Origin of the sequence: Streptomyces enissocaesilis (genome assembly GCF_039533765.1) — a bacterium.
Lineage (GTDB): Bacteria > Actinomycetota > Actinomycetes > Streptomycetales > Streptomycetaceae > Streptomyces > Streptomyces enissocaesilis.
On sequence record NZ_BAAAUD010000005.1, the window covers coordinates 118,379 to 132,394 of the forward strand.

Genomic DNA, 14,016 nt, shown 5'->3' on the forward strand with positions numbered 1-14,016 from the left:
TGATTTCCTGCCACCGAGGGTGAACGACATGAACCACCCGCATGCCATCAGTGACCACAAGGGCCACCGGGTCCGCTTCGCCCACCGGACGGTCCGTCCTGCCACGGCGGGCGAGGCGCGCGACGCCACGCGCGCGTTCCTGTCCGGCCTGGCCCAGGTGCCCGGCCCGGAGACCACCGACAACGTGGTGCTGGTGGTCTCCGAGCTGGTCACGAACGCGCTGCGGCACGCGGGCGGCATCACCAAGCTGCGCCTGGCAGCGGGCCGGACCACGGTGAAGGTGACCGTGCAGGACCCGAGCCCGGCGCGCCCGCGCCCCCGCCACCCCGACATCACGGGGTACGAGGGCGGCTACGGCCTCAACCTGGTCAACTTCCTGTCCCGCTTCGTCACGGTCACCCCGGCCTCCGGGGGCGGCAAGAAGATCTGCGCGGCCATCAGCATCTAGAGCATCCGGCGGGCCGAAGCCGCCATCGCCGCGGCGAAGGCGGAGAAGGCGGCGGGGGTGACGGTGAAGGCGGGGCCGTCGGGGTTCTCGGAGTCCCGGACGGCGATGCGGGCGGAGAGGTCGGCGGTCCGGCCCCCGGTCGTCCGCCGTGCTGTTGAGGTCGCCCAGCAGGACCACCCGGCCCAGGGGCTCGGCGGCGAGGGCGGCGCCCGGCAGAGCGGCGCTCTCGTCCCGCCACCCGGAGCCGAACCCGGTCGGTCCGAGGCGTACGGACGGCAGGTGGGCGACGTGCACGGCGACCGCCTCGCCCTCCGGCACCCGCACCTCGGTCCGCAGGCCGCGGTTCCAGTGCGCTCCGATGCCGTCCGTCCTGATGTCCACAGGCCGCGTGCCCGCCGGCGGGTACCTCGACCAGATCCCGGCCGTCCCCACCACCCCGTGGTGGGGATACTCCGGCGCCGGCGCCGCCGCGTGGGCGGGCAGCGCGCCGGGGGCCGGCTCTTCGTTCGAGGGCGATGAGGCCGGGGCGCGTCTTCACCAGGGCCCGCGCGGTGTCCGCCGGGTCGGCGTTCTCGTCGCTGACGTTGCGCCGGACCGCGACGACGCCGTACGCCGCCGGACCGTCCGCCGGCAGCAGCAGTCCGCCGAAGCGGCCGAGCCGGGCCGCGAGGGGAGGCAGCAGTGCCAGGAGGGCGGAGCCCGAGCGGCGCAGCAGCGCCGGGGCCAGCAGTACGGGGACCGCCAGGCCGAGCCAGGGCAGGAACGTCTCCAGGAGACTGCCGAAGCGGCCGCCCCCGTTGGACCACAGCGGCATGGAGAACCGGCAGACCGGCGACCACCACAGCGCGCGAGCCCGGCACACGCCCCCGCCCGCCCCACCGTCTTCCGTCGCGCTCCTGGCTCATCGCCCCGGCCGTAGGGCCGCGCCGCTCACCACGGCAACTGCACGAGAGTGACGGACGAAATGCCGGGAAGGCGGATGGAACGACGTACTCCAGCACCCCAGACCCAGGAGGCTGACGGAATGACCCGGAGCGCTGCCGAGACGACCGATGTGGTGGAACTGATCATCCAGGACCACCGGCGGATGGAGGGCCTCTTCCACGCGATGCGGAGCGTGGAGGCGGACCGGGCCGCCGCGCTCCGCGAGTTCGCGGACCTGCTGATCGCGCACGGCGAGGCCGAGGAGTCCGAGGTCTACCCGGCGTTGCGGCGCTACAAGAAGGTCGACGACGAGGAGGTCGAGCACGGCGAGGAGGAACACACCGAGGGCAACAAGGCCCTGGCGGCGCTGCTGGAGGTGTCGGAGGTGGGTTCGGACGAGTGGGACGAGAAGCTGGAGGAGCTCTCGGAGGCCATCACCCACCACATGGACGAGGAGGAGCGCACCCTCCTCAACCACGCCAGGGAACTCGTGAAGGACGAGCGACGGGCGGAGCTCGGCGCGGCGTTCGTCCGCGAGCGCGACCGGCTGCTCCAGCAGAACTGCGGAAGCCTGGAGAACGTACGCAAGGTCATCGCGAACTCGGAGTGACCCCGGAGGCAGCCGGCCCGCCCCGTCCGCCGGTTGTTCAGCCCCCGCCGGAAGCGGCCGTCACCACGCCGCCCCGTACGCACGTACACACGCGAAAAGGCCGGTACGCACACCCGATGGCGTACGTACCGGCCTTCGCGGCCCTGCGACCTCGCACAGGAGCGCAGGTGTTCCCTCAGCTCCCGATCGGCAGGCCACCGAGCCCCTGGGTGGCATCCATGGCCCCTTCGGCACCTTCCAGCACCAGCTTCTTGGAATCGCCTTCGTTGAGGTGCTGCGCGGCCTTCGTCGCGGTCCGCGGGACGGATTCGACGACAGCATCGCCCAGCCGGTCGGCGGCCATGGCCGGGGACACCGCTCCCGCAGCGATCATCGAAATGGCAATGGCCGAAGCGGCCTTCATGTACTTCATTCCAGTAATCCTTTTTTATGCTGGCGTAAAGCCGCGACCTACAAATCCCACAACACTCTGACGCTGCTGTTCCATGCCACTTACACCTGGACTAACGAAGGCCCGGACGGAGAGAAACTGAAGCCCGGGACGCTTCTTGTGATTCACCCGGATGCCGGGATTGAAAAGGTCCGGACACGACGATGGAGCGGGCTCCGGAGAACCCGCTCCATCGGACACGCCGGCGACCGGCGGCTCAGACCCGCGCGGCCTTGCGACGGCGGACCATCAGCACTCCGCCGCCGAGCAGCGCGGCACTGATCGCGGCGGCGGTTCCGATCTCGCCGCTGCCCGTGTGGGCCAGCGCCGGGGCTCCGACGACCGAGGTCTCCTTCGCGGGGACCTCGTCGGCCGGGGCCTCGGCCGCCGGGGCCTCGTGCACGGCCGGCTGGACCCTGGGAGGTCCGCCGACGGACGGCTTCTCGCCGGACGGCTTGCCCCCGGGGGTCTCCGCACCGGGCTCCGCGCCGACCGGCGGCTTCGCGACCGGCGGCTTCGCGGTCGGCGGCTTCGCCCCGGGGGTCTCCCCGCCGGGGTCCACGCCGACCGGCGGCTTCCCGCCCGGCGCCTCCTCGCAGGGCGGCTCCTGGCCGGGAGCCCCGCCTCCCGGGTACTCACCGTCCGGGTGGTCGCTGCCCGGGTGTTCCCTGTCCGGGAACTCCCGGTCCAACTGCTCCCTGTCCGGGAACTCCCGGTCCGAGCGCTCGTTGTCCGAGTGATCGATGCCGGGGTGCCCCTTGCCGGGCGCGCCCTCGCCATGGTCCCGGTAGGACGGCGGCATGCCCTCCTCGCCGTTGGCGCAGTCGTTGCCGACCGCCGGGTCGAAGGCACCGACGGCGTCGACGGTGTTGCCGCAGATGTTCACCGGAGTGTGTGCGGGACCCTGCGCCGTGCTGCCGGACCCGACGCCCGACGAACTACCGGCTCCACCGTGGGCCTGGACATCCGCGTGAGCGTAGCCGCCGGTCATGGCGAGGACCCCGGAGGCGGCCGCCGCAGCGAGTACGCCTCTGCTCAATACCTGTCGCACTTTGCCATTCCCTGTCTTTGATGCGTGCGAGTGAGCCGATTGCTCACGCGCGATGAGGGAAGTTCGATCGGCCGGACATTTCGTCCGGACTGAGAACCACTGGCTGACGCACTCGTTATCGACCGGTCAAGTCGCGGCGCACAGCCGTCGACATCCGTAACGATCGGGCCGCGCCGAGGAAACTCGGCAAAGGAGTCTGTCTCTTTGACTTCACCCGAAGGCTCCGGCTTCTTCGGAAACCCGCTCCCGATGCGGAATTGAAGTCAGATAACCGGCCGAATCCAGCGGGCGGTCGGTGAAGAAACACGACGCCGGGTCCGCGGCCTCTTCGGCCTTTCGGAGTACGACCCGGTGACCGGCGTCCCGGATCATGGTGAAACGGCTGCCCCGGACGGTCGCCGCGAAGGCGCTCCGGCACTCCGGCGAAGACCAGTGCCGGCACTCCGGACAGGCCGCCCGGGAAGTCCGGCCGTCCACCGGGGGCGCGGCGCACGGAGTCCAGGACGTGCGGGGAGTGCGGGGAGTGAGCGGAGGGGCCGGGAAGCTTCTTCCCGGCCCCTCCGCTTCAGGGCGTCACCGCGTCACCGCGTCACTTCTGCTTCTCTTCGCCGCCGCTGCCGTACGGGCGGGTGATCGCTTCCAGGAAGTGACCGACCGGGTCCATGAAGTACATGCCGCGACCGCCGTCATTGCGGTTGATCTCGCCCGGTCGCTTGCCGTGCGGATCGGCGTAGTACGTGATCCCGGCGCCCTCGACGCGCTGGAAGATGCCGTCGAAATCCTCCTCCGTGACGAGGAAGGCGTAGTGCTGGGCGGCGATCGTCTCCGCGGGGACGGTCGCGAAGTCCAGCGTGACGCCGTTGCTCAGCTCGATGGCGATGAACGGGCCCCACTCGGCCGAGATCTCCAGGCCCAGGAAGTGGGCGTAGAACTCGGCGGATTCCCGGTTGTTCCGGGAGTGAACGATGGTGTGGTTCAGCTGTACTGACACTGTGGAATGCCTCCGTAAGGCAAACTCACGGGCTACCTCCATGCCTCACCCGGCCGGTGACCGACACGCGATGCCGTACCGGCGATCCTAGGACGGACTCCCGTATCTGTCATGTGGATGCGGGCAGCGGCCGGGACCTGCGGCGCGGCCATCTCTTTCGAGTGCCGCCGACCGGCTTCCGGTACGGCTGTCCGGGCCGGTCCGGTATCCATAGGGTTGGGCGGAGAGCGGGAAGGGACCCCTGGAAGCGATGGACGAACGGGCTTACGCGCACCCGAGCCTGATGCCCGTTCAGGGGATGCGGGCGGGTGACCACGCGTTCCTCGGTTACGACGACGAGGCCAACTGGGACGCGCTCGTCACCTCCACCCGCTCCGGGCCGGCGCACGGCGAGAAGGTGATCGTCTTCGCGGCGCCGCAGGTCGACCCCGACGCCGTACGCGTGCGCCCGGACGGGACCAGCCCGCTGCTCGCCGAGGCCCGCGGGCGGGGGCAGCTGACGCACAGCAGCATGCGCGCGCTCATCCGGCCCGATCGCCGCTTCACCCCCGAACGGCAGTGCGAGTGCCTGCGCGAAGAGACCTCGCTCGCCGTCGCGCAGGGGTACCGGGGGCTGCGGGCGTTCATCGACATGCACTGGGTGGCGGACCTCGACGCCGATGTCACCACGATGATGCACCGCGAGTCCCGCACCGAGCACCTCTTCGACCGCCGGCCCTGCAACGAGATCTGTTCCTACGACCGGCGCGCGTTCGACGGCGACGTACTCGACACCATGTCCGAGGCGCACCCGCGCTCGCTGCTCTCCGCCCTCGGGGAGTTACGCATCCTGCACGCGGACGGCTCGGTCAGGATCGCGGGCGAGGCCGACCACGCCACGCGTGAGCCCTTCGTGACCGCCCTGCGCGACGCCCTCGATCGGACCGCCGGGCCCCGGCTGCTGGTGGATCTGATGTCTCTGCACTTCCTCGGCGTACGGTGCGCCCTCGACCTCATCGGCCTCGTCGATCACATCCACCACGCCGCCGGGGCCACCGGGACGGCCGGACACGACGGCATCGAGATCCGCTGCGGCACCGCACAGGCGGTGCTGCTGCGCAGACTCGGCTCGGACAGGGTCCGGCGCCTCACGCTGACGGAGGCGGTCCGGGAATGGTGACCGGAGGGGTGCACCTCAACGGCGGCGGACCGCAGGAGCGGCTGCTGGAGCTCGATTTCGCCCGGGACGACCTGCCCCGGCTGCGTGTGCTGGTCGATCAGCACGCCGCCTGGGCGGGACTGGCGGAGCCCCGGAGGGGCGACTTCGTCCTCGCGGCGGACGCGCTGGCGACGAACGCCGTCGAGCACGGCGGCGGGGGCGGCAGGCTGCTGCTGCGCCGCGCCTCCGGCGCGCTCGAATGCACGGTCAGCGACTCGGGGCCCGGCTTCGCCCCCTCCGTCATCCCGGAGCTGGCGCCGGGGCTCGGCGGCAGCCACTGCGGCCGGGGGTTGTGGCTCACGCGCCTGATCACGGACCGGCTGGTCATCACGGGCGGGGCGGACGGAGCGGGCGAGGCGGGTGGAGCGGGTGGGACGGCCGGGAGCGTGGTGACGTTCGCCATGGCGCTGCCGGGCTGAGGCGGCCGGTCAGGCCGGTTACGCCGGTTACGCGGGGGCGGTGAGTTCCGCGGCGCCGAAGGAGACGTCGAAGCGGTCGCACCAGATGCTGACGCTGGTGAGGCCCTTCAGGTCGAGGTCGGCGGGCAGCGCGTAGTTCTGGTCGCCCTTGTTGCCCTTCAGCTTGCCCAGGCTGACGTACGTGCCGTCGTCGAAGACGTGCCAACCGGCCTTGCCCTCCTTCACCGGCGCGTCGGTGAGCCAGACGTGCAGGTCGGGGCCGTTGCTGGTGTCGAGGTTCTCCAGGCGCAGGGTGTGGGAGCCGTCGGGGAGCCGGACGACCTTCGCCGTACCGGTGGTGCGGTGCTCGTGGCTGATCAGGGAACCGGAGACAAGGGTCCGGGGGGCGGAGGGGGCGGAGGAAGTGGAAGGGGCGGCGGAAGTGGAAGGGGCGGTCGGTGGAGTGGCGGGGGCCGCGACGGGGAGTTCGTCCCGCACCGTGTCGTCCACCCACAGCTTCCACGGCTGGAACCAGTACAGACCCACGCCGGCCACCACGACGGCGACGAGCAGCGCTCCGATGACCACGGGCTTGCCGAGTATGCGACTCATGCGCCCATTCAACGTCCGAAAGCCCGCTCCGACTTCGGCTTTCCGGTGACGAAAGCCTTACGACGCTAGCCCGGTGGAGGGGATTTTCGTGTCGTACGGCTAAAAACCGGCCCGGCCGTGGGACGAGACGCACATGCCTGCCTTGTGCCCCGGCCCGGTCCCGCGCGCGGTGCGACGCGGTGTGCTGACGGCGGTGCTGGTACTCACCGCGGTTCTCGCCGTGGTGCTGGGTGAGAGGGGCGCCGTACAGGCCCGGTCGCCGGTGGTGCCCGCCGCCGAATCGGCGCTGGGGACCGGGGCCGGGGCCGAGGGCCAGCCGTCGGACGCTGCCGACAGTGAGGCGCGCGGGAGCGGCGAGGGGTCCCGCGGGGCCCGGCGGGAGCGCGCGAGGGGTCGTACGGCAAGCGCGGGGGTGGTGGTGTCGTACCGGCGTACGCGGGCCGGACACCGGCTCCCGCGCCCGGCGGCCCGGCTCCGGGACCTGGGGCTGCCGGTCGAGGGGCCGTTGGCGCGCGCGGTGCGGCGGTGTGTGGTGCTGCGCTGCTGAGGAGGCCCGCGCCTGCGCCAAGCGCCTGGGCGCCATGCGCCACGCGCCATGTGCCACGCGTCTGCGCGCCAAGCGTCAGACGCCATCACCTCGCTTCAGCGCTGAACCCCCTCGACCGTAAGGACGTTCGCCATGCCCATCGATCCGTACGCCGCCCTGAACGCCATGCTGCGCGCCGAAGTCGCCCGCTCGTCCGATCCGTCCGCCGTGGACCCGTCCCCGGAGCGGCACGAGCCGCAGCAGTCCGACAGGGGCGCCGAAAGCGGCGGCGAAGAGGGCCCGGCGGCCGGCTGCCGCCCCTGACGGCTTCTCCCCGGCCGTAGAAGCCGATGGCGGGCTCGCCCGCCGCACGAGTTCGACCCGTGGCGGAACACCCGGAACACAAGGCGGCGGCGCTCCCGGTCCGGCCCGGCCCGGGGCCGGGACCGCTGCCTCCCCGTACCTTCCCCAGGGCGCCTGAGCTGCGCTTACGTCCGACAGGAGCCCTGCCCGAGCCCGGAGTAGGGTAATGCGTAAGCGAAGCAGCCGGCCGCTTGTGTGCTTTCGGCCGCCGCCCGGAAGTCCGTCCCTGCCGCGGCCGGGCAGCAGACCGGGAGGCAGAGCATGAGTACGCGCCGCACCACGCTGCCGGGCGTCGGCACGCAGTACGACTTCACCACCGACAGCGGCCAGCACATCTCCGTCGTCGCGCACAAGGACGGGCGGCGCTTCCTCGGCTTCTACGACCGCGACGACCCCGACGCGTGCCTGCTCTCCGTACCTCTGACGCCCGACGAGGCCACGGCCCTCTCCCACCTCATCGACGTGGAGCCCGCCGACGCCGCGCGCACGGACGGGGTCGACCTCGTCACCGGGCACATCCCCGTGACCGGCAGGTCCCCGTACGCCGGACGGCCGCTCGGCGACACCCGGGCACGCACCCGTACCGGCGCCTCGGTCGTCGCCGTGCTCCGGCGGACCGCCGTTTCGCCGTCGCCCGGACCGGACTTCCGGCTGTCCGTCGGGGACACGCTGGTCGCCGTCGGCACGCGCGAGGGCGTCGACGCGCTCACCGGGATCATCGCGGGGGGCTGAACCGTGCACAACACCGCCGCGCTGCTGATCGAACTCGGCACGCTCATCCTCGCGCTCGGCCTCATCGGCAGACTGGCGGGACGGGTCGGCCTCTCCCCCATACCGCTCTATCTGCTGGCCGGACTCGCCTTCGGGCACGGCGGGCTGCTGCCGCTCGACGCCAGTGAGGACTTCGTGGCCGTCGGCGCCGACATCGGCGTCATCCTGCTGCTGCTCCTGCTCGGGCTGGAGTACAGCGCGTCCGAGCTGGTCACCAGCCTCAGGACCCAGTACCCGTCGGGCGCCGTGGACTTCGTCCTCAACGCGACACCGGGCGCCGCCGCCGCGCTCCTCCTCGGGTGGGGGCCGGTCGCCGCCGTCGCGCTCGCGGGCATCACCTGGATCTCGTCGTCGGGGGTCATCGCCAAGGTCCTCACCGACCTGGGCCGCCTCGGCAACCGCGAGACCCCGGCCGTGCTCGGCATCCTGGTGATCGAAGACCTCTCGATGGCGGTCTACCTGCCGCTGCTGACCGCGCTGCTCGCGGGCGTCGGCCTGGCGGGCGGCAGCGTGGCGCTGGTGATCGCGCTCGGTACGGTCGGGATCGTCCTGTACGTCGCGCTGCGCCACGGGCGCCTCATCAGCCGGGCCGTGTCGTCCGACAACCCCGAGATGCTGCTGCTCGTCGTACTCGGGCTGACGGTGCTGGTGGCCGGTGTCGCGCAGCAGCTCCAGGTCTCGGCGGCGGTCGGCGCGTTCCTGGTCGGCATCGCGCTGTCGGGGGACGTCGCGGAGGGCGCGCGCACGCTCCTCGCGCCCCTGCGGGACCTCTTCGCCGCCGTCTTCTTCGTCTTCTTCGGCCTGTCGACCGTTCCGGCGGACATCCCGCCGGTGCTGCTGCCCGCGCTGCTGCTGGCCGTCGTGACGGCGTTCACGAAGATCCTCACCGGCTGGTACGCCGCCCGGCGGGCCGGCATCGGCACGCGGGGCCGGCTGCGGGCGGGCGGGGCGCTGGTGGCGCGCGGCGAGTTCTCGATCGTGATCGCGGGCCTGGCGGTGGCGACGGAGCCCCGCATCGGGCCGATCGCGGCGGCGTACGTCCTGATCCTGGTCCTCCTGGGCCCCCTGGCGGCGCGCTGGACCGAGCCGCTGGTCTCGCGGATGCGGCGGGGACGGGGGCGGGGGAAGGGGGCCGGGCGGACGGCCGGGGCGCGGGAGCCGGGCCCGCCGTCCCTCCACCGCGAGGCGGTCGGCCTGACGGCGCACGTGGCGCCGGAGCCGGAGGCGGAGCGCGGCGCCTGAGCGCCGCCGCGGGCCGCCGCGGAAGCGGAATACGACGAGGGAGCGCGCCGTTGCAGTATTTGTTCAACATTCAACTAGAGGCTTCCCCGCCTCGGAGGTGAGCGCTGTGCAGTTCGGGATCTTCACCGTCGGCGACGTGACGACCGACCCCACCACCGGCAGGACGCCGACCGAGCGCGAGCGCGTCAAGGCCATGACGGCCATCGCGCTCAAGGCCGAGGAGGTCGGACTCGACGTCTTCGCGACGGGCGAGCACCACAACCCGCCCTTCGTCCCCTCGTCGCCCACGACCATGCTGGGCTGGATCGCCGCGCGCACCGAGAACATCATCCTGTCCACGTCCACCACGCTGATCACCACCAACGACCCGGTGAAGATCGCCGAGGACTACGCGATGCTCCAGCACCTGGCCGACGGCCGGGTGGACCTGATGACGGGACGCGGCAACACCGGCCCCGTCTACCCGTGGTTCGGGCAGGACATCCGCCAGGGCATCCCGCTCGCCGTCGAGAACTACGCGCTGCTGCACCGCCTGTGGCGCGAGGACGTGGTCGACTGGGAGGGGAAGTTCCGTACGCCCCTCCAGGGCTTCACCTCCACACCGCGCCCGCTGGACGGCGTACCGCCCTTCGTCTGGCACGGCTCCATCCGCTCCCCCGAGATCGCCGAACAGGCGGCGTACTACGGCGACGGCTTCTTCCACAACCACATCTTCTGGCCGGCCGACCACACCAAGCGGATGGTCGCGCTGTACCGCGAGCGCTACGCCCACTACGGGCACGGCACTCCGGACCAGGCGATCGTCGGGCTCGGCGGCCAGGTGTTCATGCGGAAGAACTCCCAGGACGCGGTGCGCGAGTTCCGTCCGTACTTCGACAACGCGCCGGTCTACGGGCACGGGCCCTCCCTGGAGGACTTCACCGAGCAGACCCCGCTGACCGTCGGCTCACCGCAGCAGGTCATCGAGAAGACGCTGGCCTTCCGCGCGTACGCGGGCGACTACCAGCGCCAGCTGTTCCTGCTCGACCACGCGGGCCTCCCGCTCAAGACCGTCCTGGAACAGCTCGACCTGCTCGGCGAGGAGGTCGTGCCGGTACTCCGCAAGGAGTTCGCCAAGAACCGCCCGGCGAACGTGCCGGACGCGCCGACCCACGCCTCCCTCGTGGCCGCGGCGGACGCACGGGAAGAGAAAGAGGCGGCCTCGTGAAGCTCGTGGCGGTCAGGCGTTCGTGTGGTCCTGGCAGCGCACCTGGCTGACGCGGGGGGCCGCTCCCACGGTAAATGCCCGGGATCACCATGAAGGGAGCGGGCAGCGCATGAAACCTGTGCAGGTACTTCTGGGCGAGGACGAAGCCGAGACGGTACTCGACGCCGATGGCCTGAGGCCGGTCACACGCGCCTCCCGTACCGAGATCCCACTCGCCGCCGTCCAGGAGGCGCACCGGCAGCGGCGGGCGAAGTGTCGAGATCGTGCTCACCGACGGTGTGGCGTACCGAGTGGACGGCGGCAACCCGACCACCACCGCCGCATTCGTGACAGCGCTGAGTGCCGCGCTGCCCGAGCAGCGGGACCCGGCCGGCAGCGCCAAGGTCGCTGTCACTGAGCTGGAGCAGCCGGAGCGGCACACTCCGTCTCTGAAGTACCGGGCGCGTGTGGCGGTTGCCGGCATTCCCGTCCTGGCATACCTCGGCTACACCATCTGGGTCGGCATCGCCCACGGGCTTGAGGTGATCTTCGTGATCCTGGGGTCCGTGCCGTTCTTCCTCGGCTTGCTCCTGCTGTTCACGGCGTACGTCTTGATACTGGAACAGGTCGTGCTCACACTGCGCGGGATCACCGTGGTGGGCACGTTCGGCTTCCGGACCAAGGACGGCGCCGCCTGGTACAAGTTCACCGACATGGACGGCGTCGAGCGCACCCACCGAGGCAAGAACCGCGGACGGCACAACCGCATCACCTATGATCCGCGGGACCCCGTAGTAGCCTCCTCACAGCTGGCGTGGGGGCCGGTGGTGCTCAAAGCCTCCGCCTCCCTCGCCTCCGGGCTGCCGCTGCTGGGGATCGGCTCCGCGATGGCGTTCCTGATCGTGGGATGAGCGCGGTCTCCTCCTGCCCCTCGACATCAATGATCCGGTGCTCCGGTGACTGACCGCCCAGGTCAATGTGCTGGACACCATCCCGATGGCCGGCGGCTTCGGAGCGGGGCACGGGGCAGGACGCCGAGGCGAACACATCGGCACCCGAGCCGGAACGACTGTGCGGTTTCGAAGCAGCGAGAACACCCTTGATCTACTTGATCCATGAGAGGCCGCAGCCCGTTTTCGGTGGCTCGGTCATCCAGTCTGCCCAGCTGCCGTGTCTGCTGCGAGCGGAGGCGCTGTCAGCGCAGCCGGCGCGCCCGCAGCACCAGGTCGTCGGTATGGTGCGCGCCGGCGCCGCCGTCGGGTGCCACGCGCGGCCGCTGTTCGTTCACCTCCACCTTCCAGTCGTCGGTGAGCAGGGCGGCGACCATCGAGGGCCAGACGTAGTCAGCCGGGTCGAAGCCGCTGTCGTGCGCCTGCTGGGTGTCCATCCCCGCGTGGTGTACGAGCAGCAGCACGCCGCCGGGCGCGACGGCCGCGAGCAGCGCTCGCTCGGCTGCGGCGTCGGGGGTGCGCAGCAGGGCTGGGTACTGCGCGGAGACCAGGTCGAAGGAGGCCGGCGGGAGCACCGCTTCCGTCAGCGCGGCGTGCACCCAGCGAACGGCGACGCCTGCGTCCCGCGCGTGCCCGGCCGCCCGCTCCAGCGCCACGCCCGAGACCTCGAGCGCGGTCACGTCCCAGCCGGCGCGCGCGAGCCAGACGGCGTCCGCGCCCTCGCCGCAGCCGACGTCGAGCACCCGCCCGGGTGTGAGCCCGGCGACCTCGGCCACGAGCGCACCGTTGGGCCGGCCACTCCACAGCTGTTGCCGGTCGGCATACCGGTTGTCCCACTCCGCCCGCACCGCGGGGTCTCCGATGTATCCGTCGCCAGGCAAGGGGGTGTCAGACGCGGGCGATCCCGCTGTGATGTTGTCGGTCATGGGCCCACCGTCACCCACCGTGCCCCGGTCACGCCACTCCTGTTGCCGCTCCGGCAAAACGGCGTCCAAGGGGCGAAGAACAGCCGGGCGTAGTCGCACTGGACGTCATCGAAACAGACCGGCCGCGGCATCCTTGACCTGCGCAGTCGATCTTCGATGGCACACACCGTCGTCGATCAGTCTTCGGTGGCGATCGGGCAAGGTTCGATGGCACGGGACACTGGAGCACGCCATGCGTCCGCTCTTCGCCCATGTTCCGTCTCAGCCGATCTGATCCCTGTCCCACAGGGTCCGGCCCGACTCGCTCGTCGTCTCCGACGATCTGTTCCCCTCGGGGCTGCTGTCGGTGGGGGCGCCCCATCACGGTCTGCGATCGGGGCGGCATCACTCCATCGAATCCAGAATGCGGTCGAGTGTCCGGCGCCCCATTCTGCTCATCGTCGGATTGCTCTCGACGTAGTACCAGACCACACCCATCGCCTGTTGGAACGCCCATGCCCTGCCGCGCTCCCACTCCGGATCGTCACAGACCAGTGTCTGCCGGAGCACCTCCCGCGGGCCTGGCTGCAACAGGTGCCAGGCACTGACCAGATCCAGCGCGGGGTCGGCCGGGCCGAAGCCGCCGGTGTCGAGTACGCCGCTGAGCCGGTCTCCCGCGACCAGTACATTGCCGGGAATCAAGTCACCATGGCTCATCACGTCGGCACCCGTGCGTGGCAACTCCCGAAAGTGGCTCCACACCTGGCGCAGCCGGGGCACGTCGAGCAGCCCCTTGCTCTCCTCGAAGCACTTCGCCATCCAAGCGTCGTGGTGAGCGAGAACGCCACCACGACCCTCGCCGCTGAAGAGCCGCCCCCGCGTCCCGGCCTCCCGGAGGGCTGCGATGAAGGCCGCAAGGTCCTCGGCAAAAGCGTCCGACCCACTCGGGTCGGCATCAAAGGCGACCGATCCAGGCAGCCATGTCTGGACCGACCACGGCATGGGGTAATCCGCTCCAGGCTTTCCCAAGGCGACGGGTTCCGGGGCGGGGAACCGAGACACCTGCGCCAGCTCCGCGCTCGCCTGGGCTTCCTGTTCCAGAACCGCCAGCGCCTCGGCAGCATCGGCCAGACGCAGTGGGAAACGCGCCGAGAGGTCGTTCCCGATGCGGAAGATGGCGTTGACCGTCCCGGTCGACGGCAGGAGTCGGATCGCCTTGCCGCTCCACTGAGGGAACTGTTCCTCGATCAGAGTCGCAACGGTTTCGGTGGTCACGTCGACTTGGTCATCGTGCATGGTCATCTCTCGCGCGTTCTTCCACTGGTCCAACTCGAAACGCCGGAAGCAGACCAGATCAACTGAGACGACAGCCAGTATTTATACGCCCGGGTCCAGATCAACTGAGATTTTC

17 protein-coding genes and 1 pseudogene are annotated in these 14,016 nt (G+C 71.0%); 10 read left to right on the plus strand and 8 right to left on the minus strand.

Going from position 1 to position 14,016, the window contains the following annotated elements; translation table 11 throughout:
- The first annotated feature begins 28 nt into the window (after positions 1-28).
- Positions 29-448: an ATP-binding protein gene (locus tag ABD374_RS01395; RefSeq protein WP_344489243.1), complete on the plus strand. Its 420-nt coding sequence runs from the start codon at positions 29-31 to the stop codon at positions 446-448.
- Here the strand turns inward: ABD374_RS01395 and ABD374_RS01400 are convergent.
- Both ABD374_RS01400 and ABD374_RS01405 read right to left on the minus strand, forming a co-directional pair.
- Positions 445-555, minus strand: a complete 111-nt coding sequence (locus tag ABD374_RS01400; RefSeq protein WP_425577101.1) for a DUF397 domain-containing protein — start codon at positions 553-555, stop codon at positions 445-447. The two genes, ABD374_RS01395 and ABD374_RS01400, sit on opposite strands and share 4 nt — an antisense overlap.
- A 19-nt stretch (positions 556-574) precedes the next feature.
- Positions 575-883 (minus strand): annotated as a pseudogene (locus tag ABD374_RS01405) (endonuclease/exonuclease/phosphatase family protein); the annotation flags it as partial.
- A gap of 589 nt (positions 884-1,472) precedes the next feature.
- Between ABD374_RS01405 and ABD374_RS01410 the strand changes: the two are divergent.
- Positions 1,473-1,982 (plus strand): hemerythrin domain-containing protein, encoded by a 510-nt coding sequence (locus ABD374_RS01410; RefSeq protein WP_344489246.1) that lies wholly within the window; start codon positions 1,473-1,475, stop codon positions 1,980-1,982.
- A 175-nt stretch (positions 1,983-2,157) separates the two neighbouring features.
- Here the strand turns inward: ABD374_RS01410 and ABD374_RS01415 are convergent, their stop codons facing one another.
- The 3 genes from ABD374_RS01415 to ABD374_RS01425 form a co-directional block, all read right to left on the minus strand.
- Positions 2,158-2,394 carry a hypothetical protein gene (locus ABD374_RS01415; RefSeq protein ID WP_344489249.1) on the minus strand — a complete coding sequence of 79 codons (237 nt, stop codon included), beginning with the start codon at positions 2,392-2,394 and terminating at the stop codon, positions 2,158-2,160.
- A 235-nt stretch (positions 2,395-2,629) separates the two neighbouring features.
- Positions 2,630-3,463: a chaplin gene (locus ABD374_RS01420; RefSeq protein WP_344489252.1), complete on the minus strand. Its 834-nt coding sequence runs from the start codon at positions 3,461-3,463 to the stop codon at positions 2,630-2,632.
- Positions 3,464-4,052: 589 nt separating this feature from the next.
- The gene (locus ABD374_RS01425; RefSeq protein ID WP_344489255.1) at positions 4,053-4,454 is read right to left on the minus strand and encodes a VOC family protein; all 402 of its coding nucleotides are present in this window, start codon (positions 4,452-4,454) and stop codon (positions 4,053-4,055) included.
- A 250-nt stretch (positions 4,455-4,704) separates the two neighbouring features.
- On the opposite strand from ABD374_RS01425, the gene ABD374_RS01430 reads away from it, so the two are divergent.
- Positions 4,705-5,613: an MEDS domain-containing protein gene (locus ABD374_RS01430; protein ID WP_344489258.1), complete on the plus strand. Its 909-nt coding sequence runs from the start codon at positions 4,705-4,707 to the stop codon at positions 5,611-5,613.
- Positions 5,607-6,071: an ATP-binding protein gene (locus ABD374_RS01435; protein ID WP_344489261.1), complete on the plus strand. Its 465-nt coding sequence runs from the start codon at positions 5,607-5,609 to the stop codon at positions 6,069-6,071. Before ABD374_RS01430 ends, ABD374_RS01435 begins: the two co-directional genes overlap by 7 nt.
- 27 nt (positions 6,072-6,098) lie before the next feature.
- On the opposite strand, the gene ABD374_RS01440 is transcribed toward ABD374_RS01435, so the two are convergent.
- Positions 6,099-6,662: a DM13 domain-containing protein gene (locus ABD374_RS01440; protein ID WP_344489264.1), complete on the minus strand. Its 564-nt coding sequence runs from the start codon at positions 6,660-6,662 to the stop codon at positions 6,099-6,101.
- Between the two features lie 133 nt (positions 6,663-6,795).
- Here ABD374_RS01440 and ABD374_RS01445 point away from each other — a divergent pair, with 133 nt between their 5' ends.
- The 6 genes from ABD374_RS01445 (at position 6,796) to ABD374_RS01470 (ending at position 11,661) form a co-directional block, all read left to right on the plus strand.
- Complete coding sequence (locus tag ABD374_RS01445) at positions 6,796-7,209, plus strand: hypothetical protein (protein WP_344489267.1); 414 nt, start codon at positions 6,796-6,798, stop codon at positions 7,207-7,209.
- Positions 7,210-7,341: 132 nt separating this feature from the next.
- Positions 7,342-7,512, plus strand: coding sequence for a hypothetical protein (locus tag ABD374_RS01450; protein WP_344489270.1), 171 nt, complete (start codon positions 7,342-7,344; stop codon positions 7,510-7,512).
- A 300-nt stretch (positions 7,513-7,812) separates the two neighbouring features.
- The gene (locus tag ABD374_RS01455; RefSeq protein WP_344489273.1) at positions 7,813-8,283 is read left to right on the plus strand and encodes a cation:proton antiporter regulatory subunit; all 471 of its coding nucleotides are present in this window, start codon (positions 7,813-7,815) and stop codon (positions 8,281-8,283) included.
- A gap of 3 nt (positions 8,284-8,286) precedes the next feature.
- Positions 8,287-9,564 (plus strand): cation:proton antiporter, encoded by a 1,278-nt coding sequence (locus ABD374_RS01460; protein ID WP_344489276.1) that lies wholly within the window; start codon positions 8,287-8,289, stop codon positions 9,562-9,564.
- 106 nt (positions 9,565-9,670) lie between these two features.
- On the plus strand, positions 9,671-10,771 hold the full coding sequence (locus ABD374_RS01465; RefSeq protein WP_344489279.1) for an LLM class flavin-dependent oxidoreductase: 1,101 nt from the start codon (positions 9,671-9,673) through the stop codon (positions 10,769-10,771).
- A gap of 263 nt (positions 10,772-11,034) precedes the next feature.
- The gene (locus tag ABD374_RS01470; RefSeq protein ID WP_344489282.1) at positions 11,035-11,661 is read left to right on the plus strand and encodes a hypothetical protein; all 627 of its coding nucleotides are present in this window, start codon (positions 11,035-11,037) and stop codon (positions 11,659-11,661) included.
- A gap of 284 nt (positions 11,662-11,945) precedes the next feature.
- On the opposite strand, the gene ABD374_RS01475 is transcribed toward ABD374_RS01470, so the two are convergent.
- Positions 11,946-12,626 (minus strand): class I SAM-dependent methyltransferase, encoded by a 681-nt coding sequence (locus ABD374_RS01475; protein ID WP_344489285.1) that lies wholly within the window; start codon positions 12,624-12,626, stop codon positions 11,946-11,948.
- A 384-nt stretch (positions 12,627-13,010) separates the two neighbouring features.
- Complete coding sequence (locus ABD374_RS01480) at positions 13,011-13,907, minus strand: aminoglycoside phosphotransferase family protein (RefSeq protein WP_344489288.1); 897 nt, start codon at positions 13,905-13,907, stop codon at positions 13,011-13,013.
- Between the last annotated feature and the right edge of the window lie 109 nt (positions 13,908-14,016).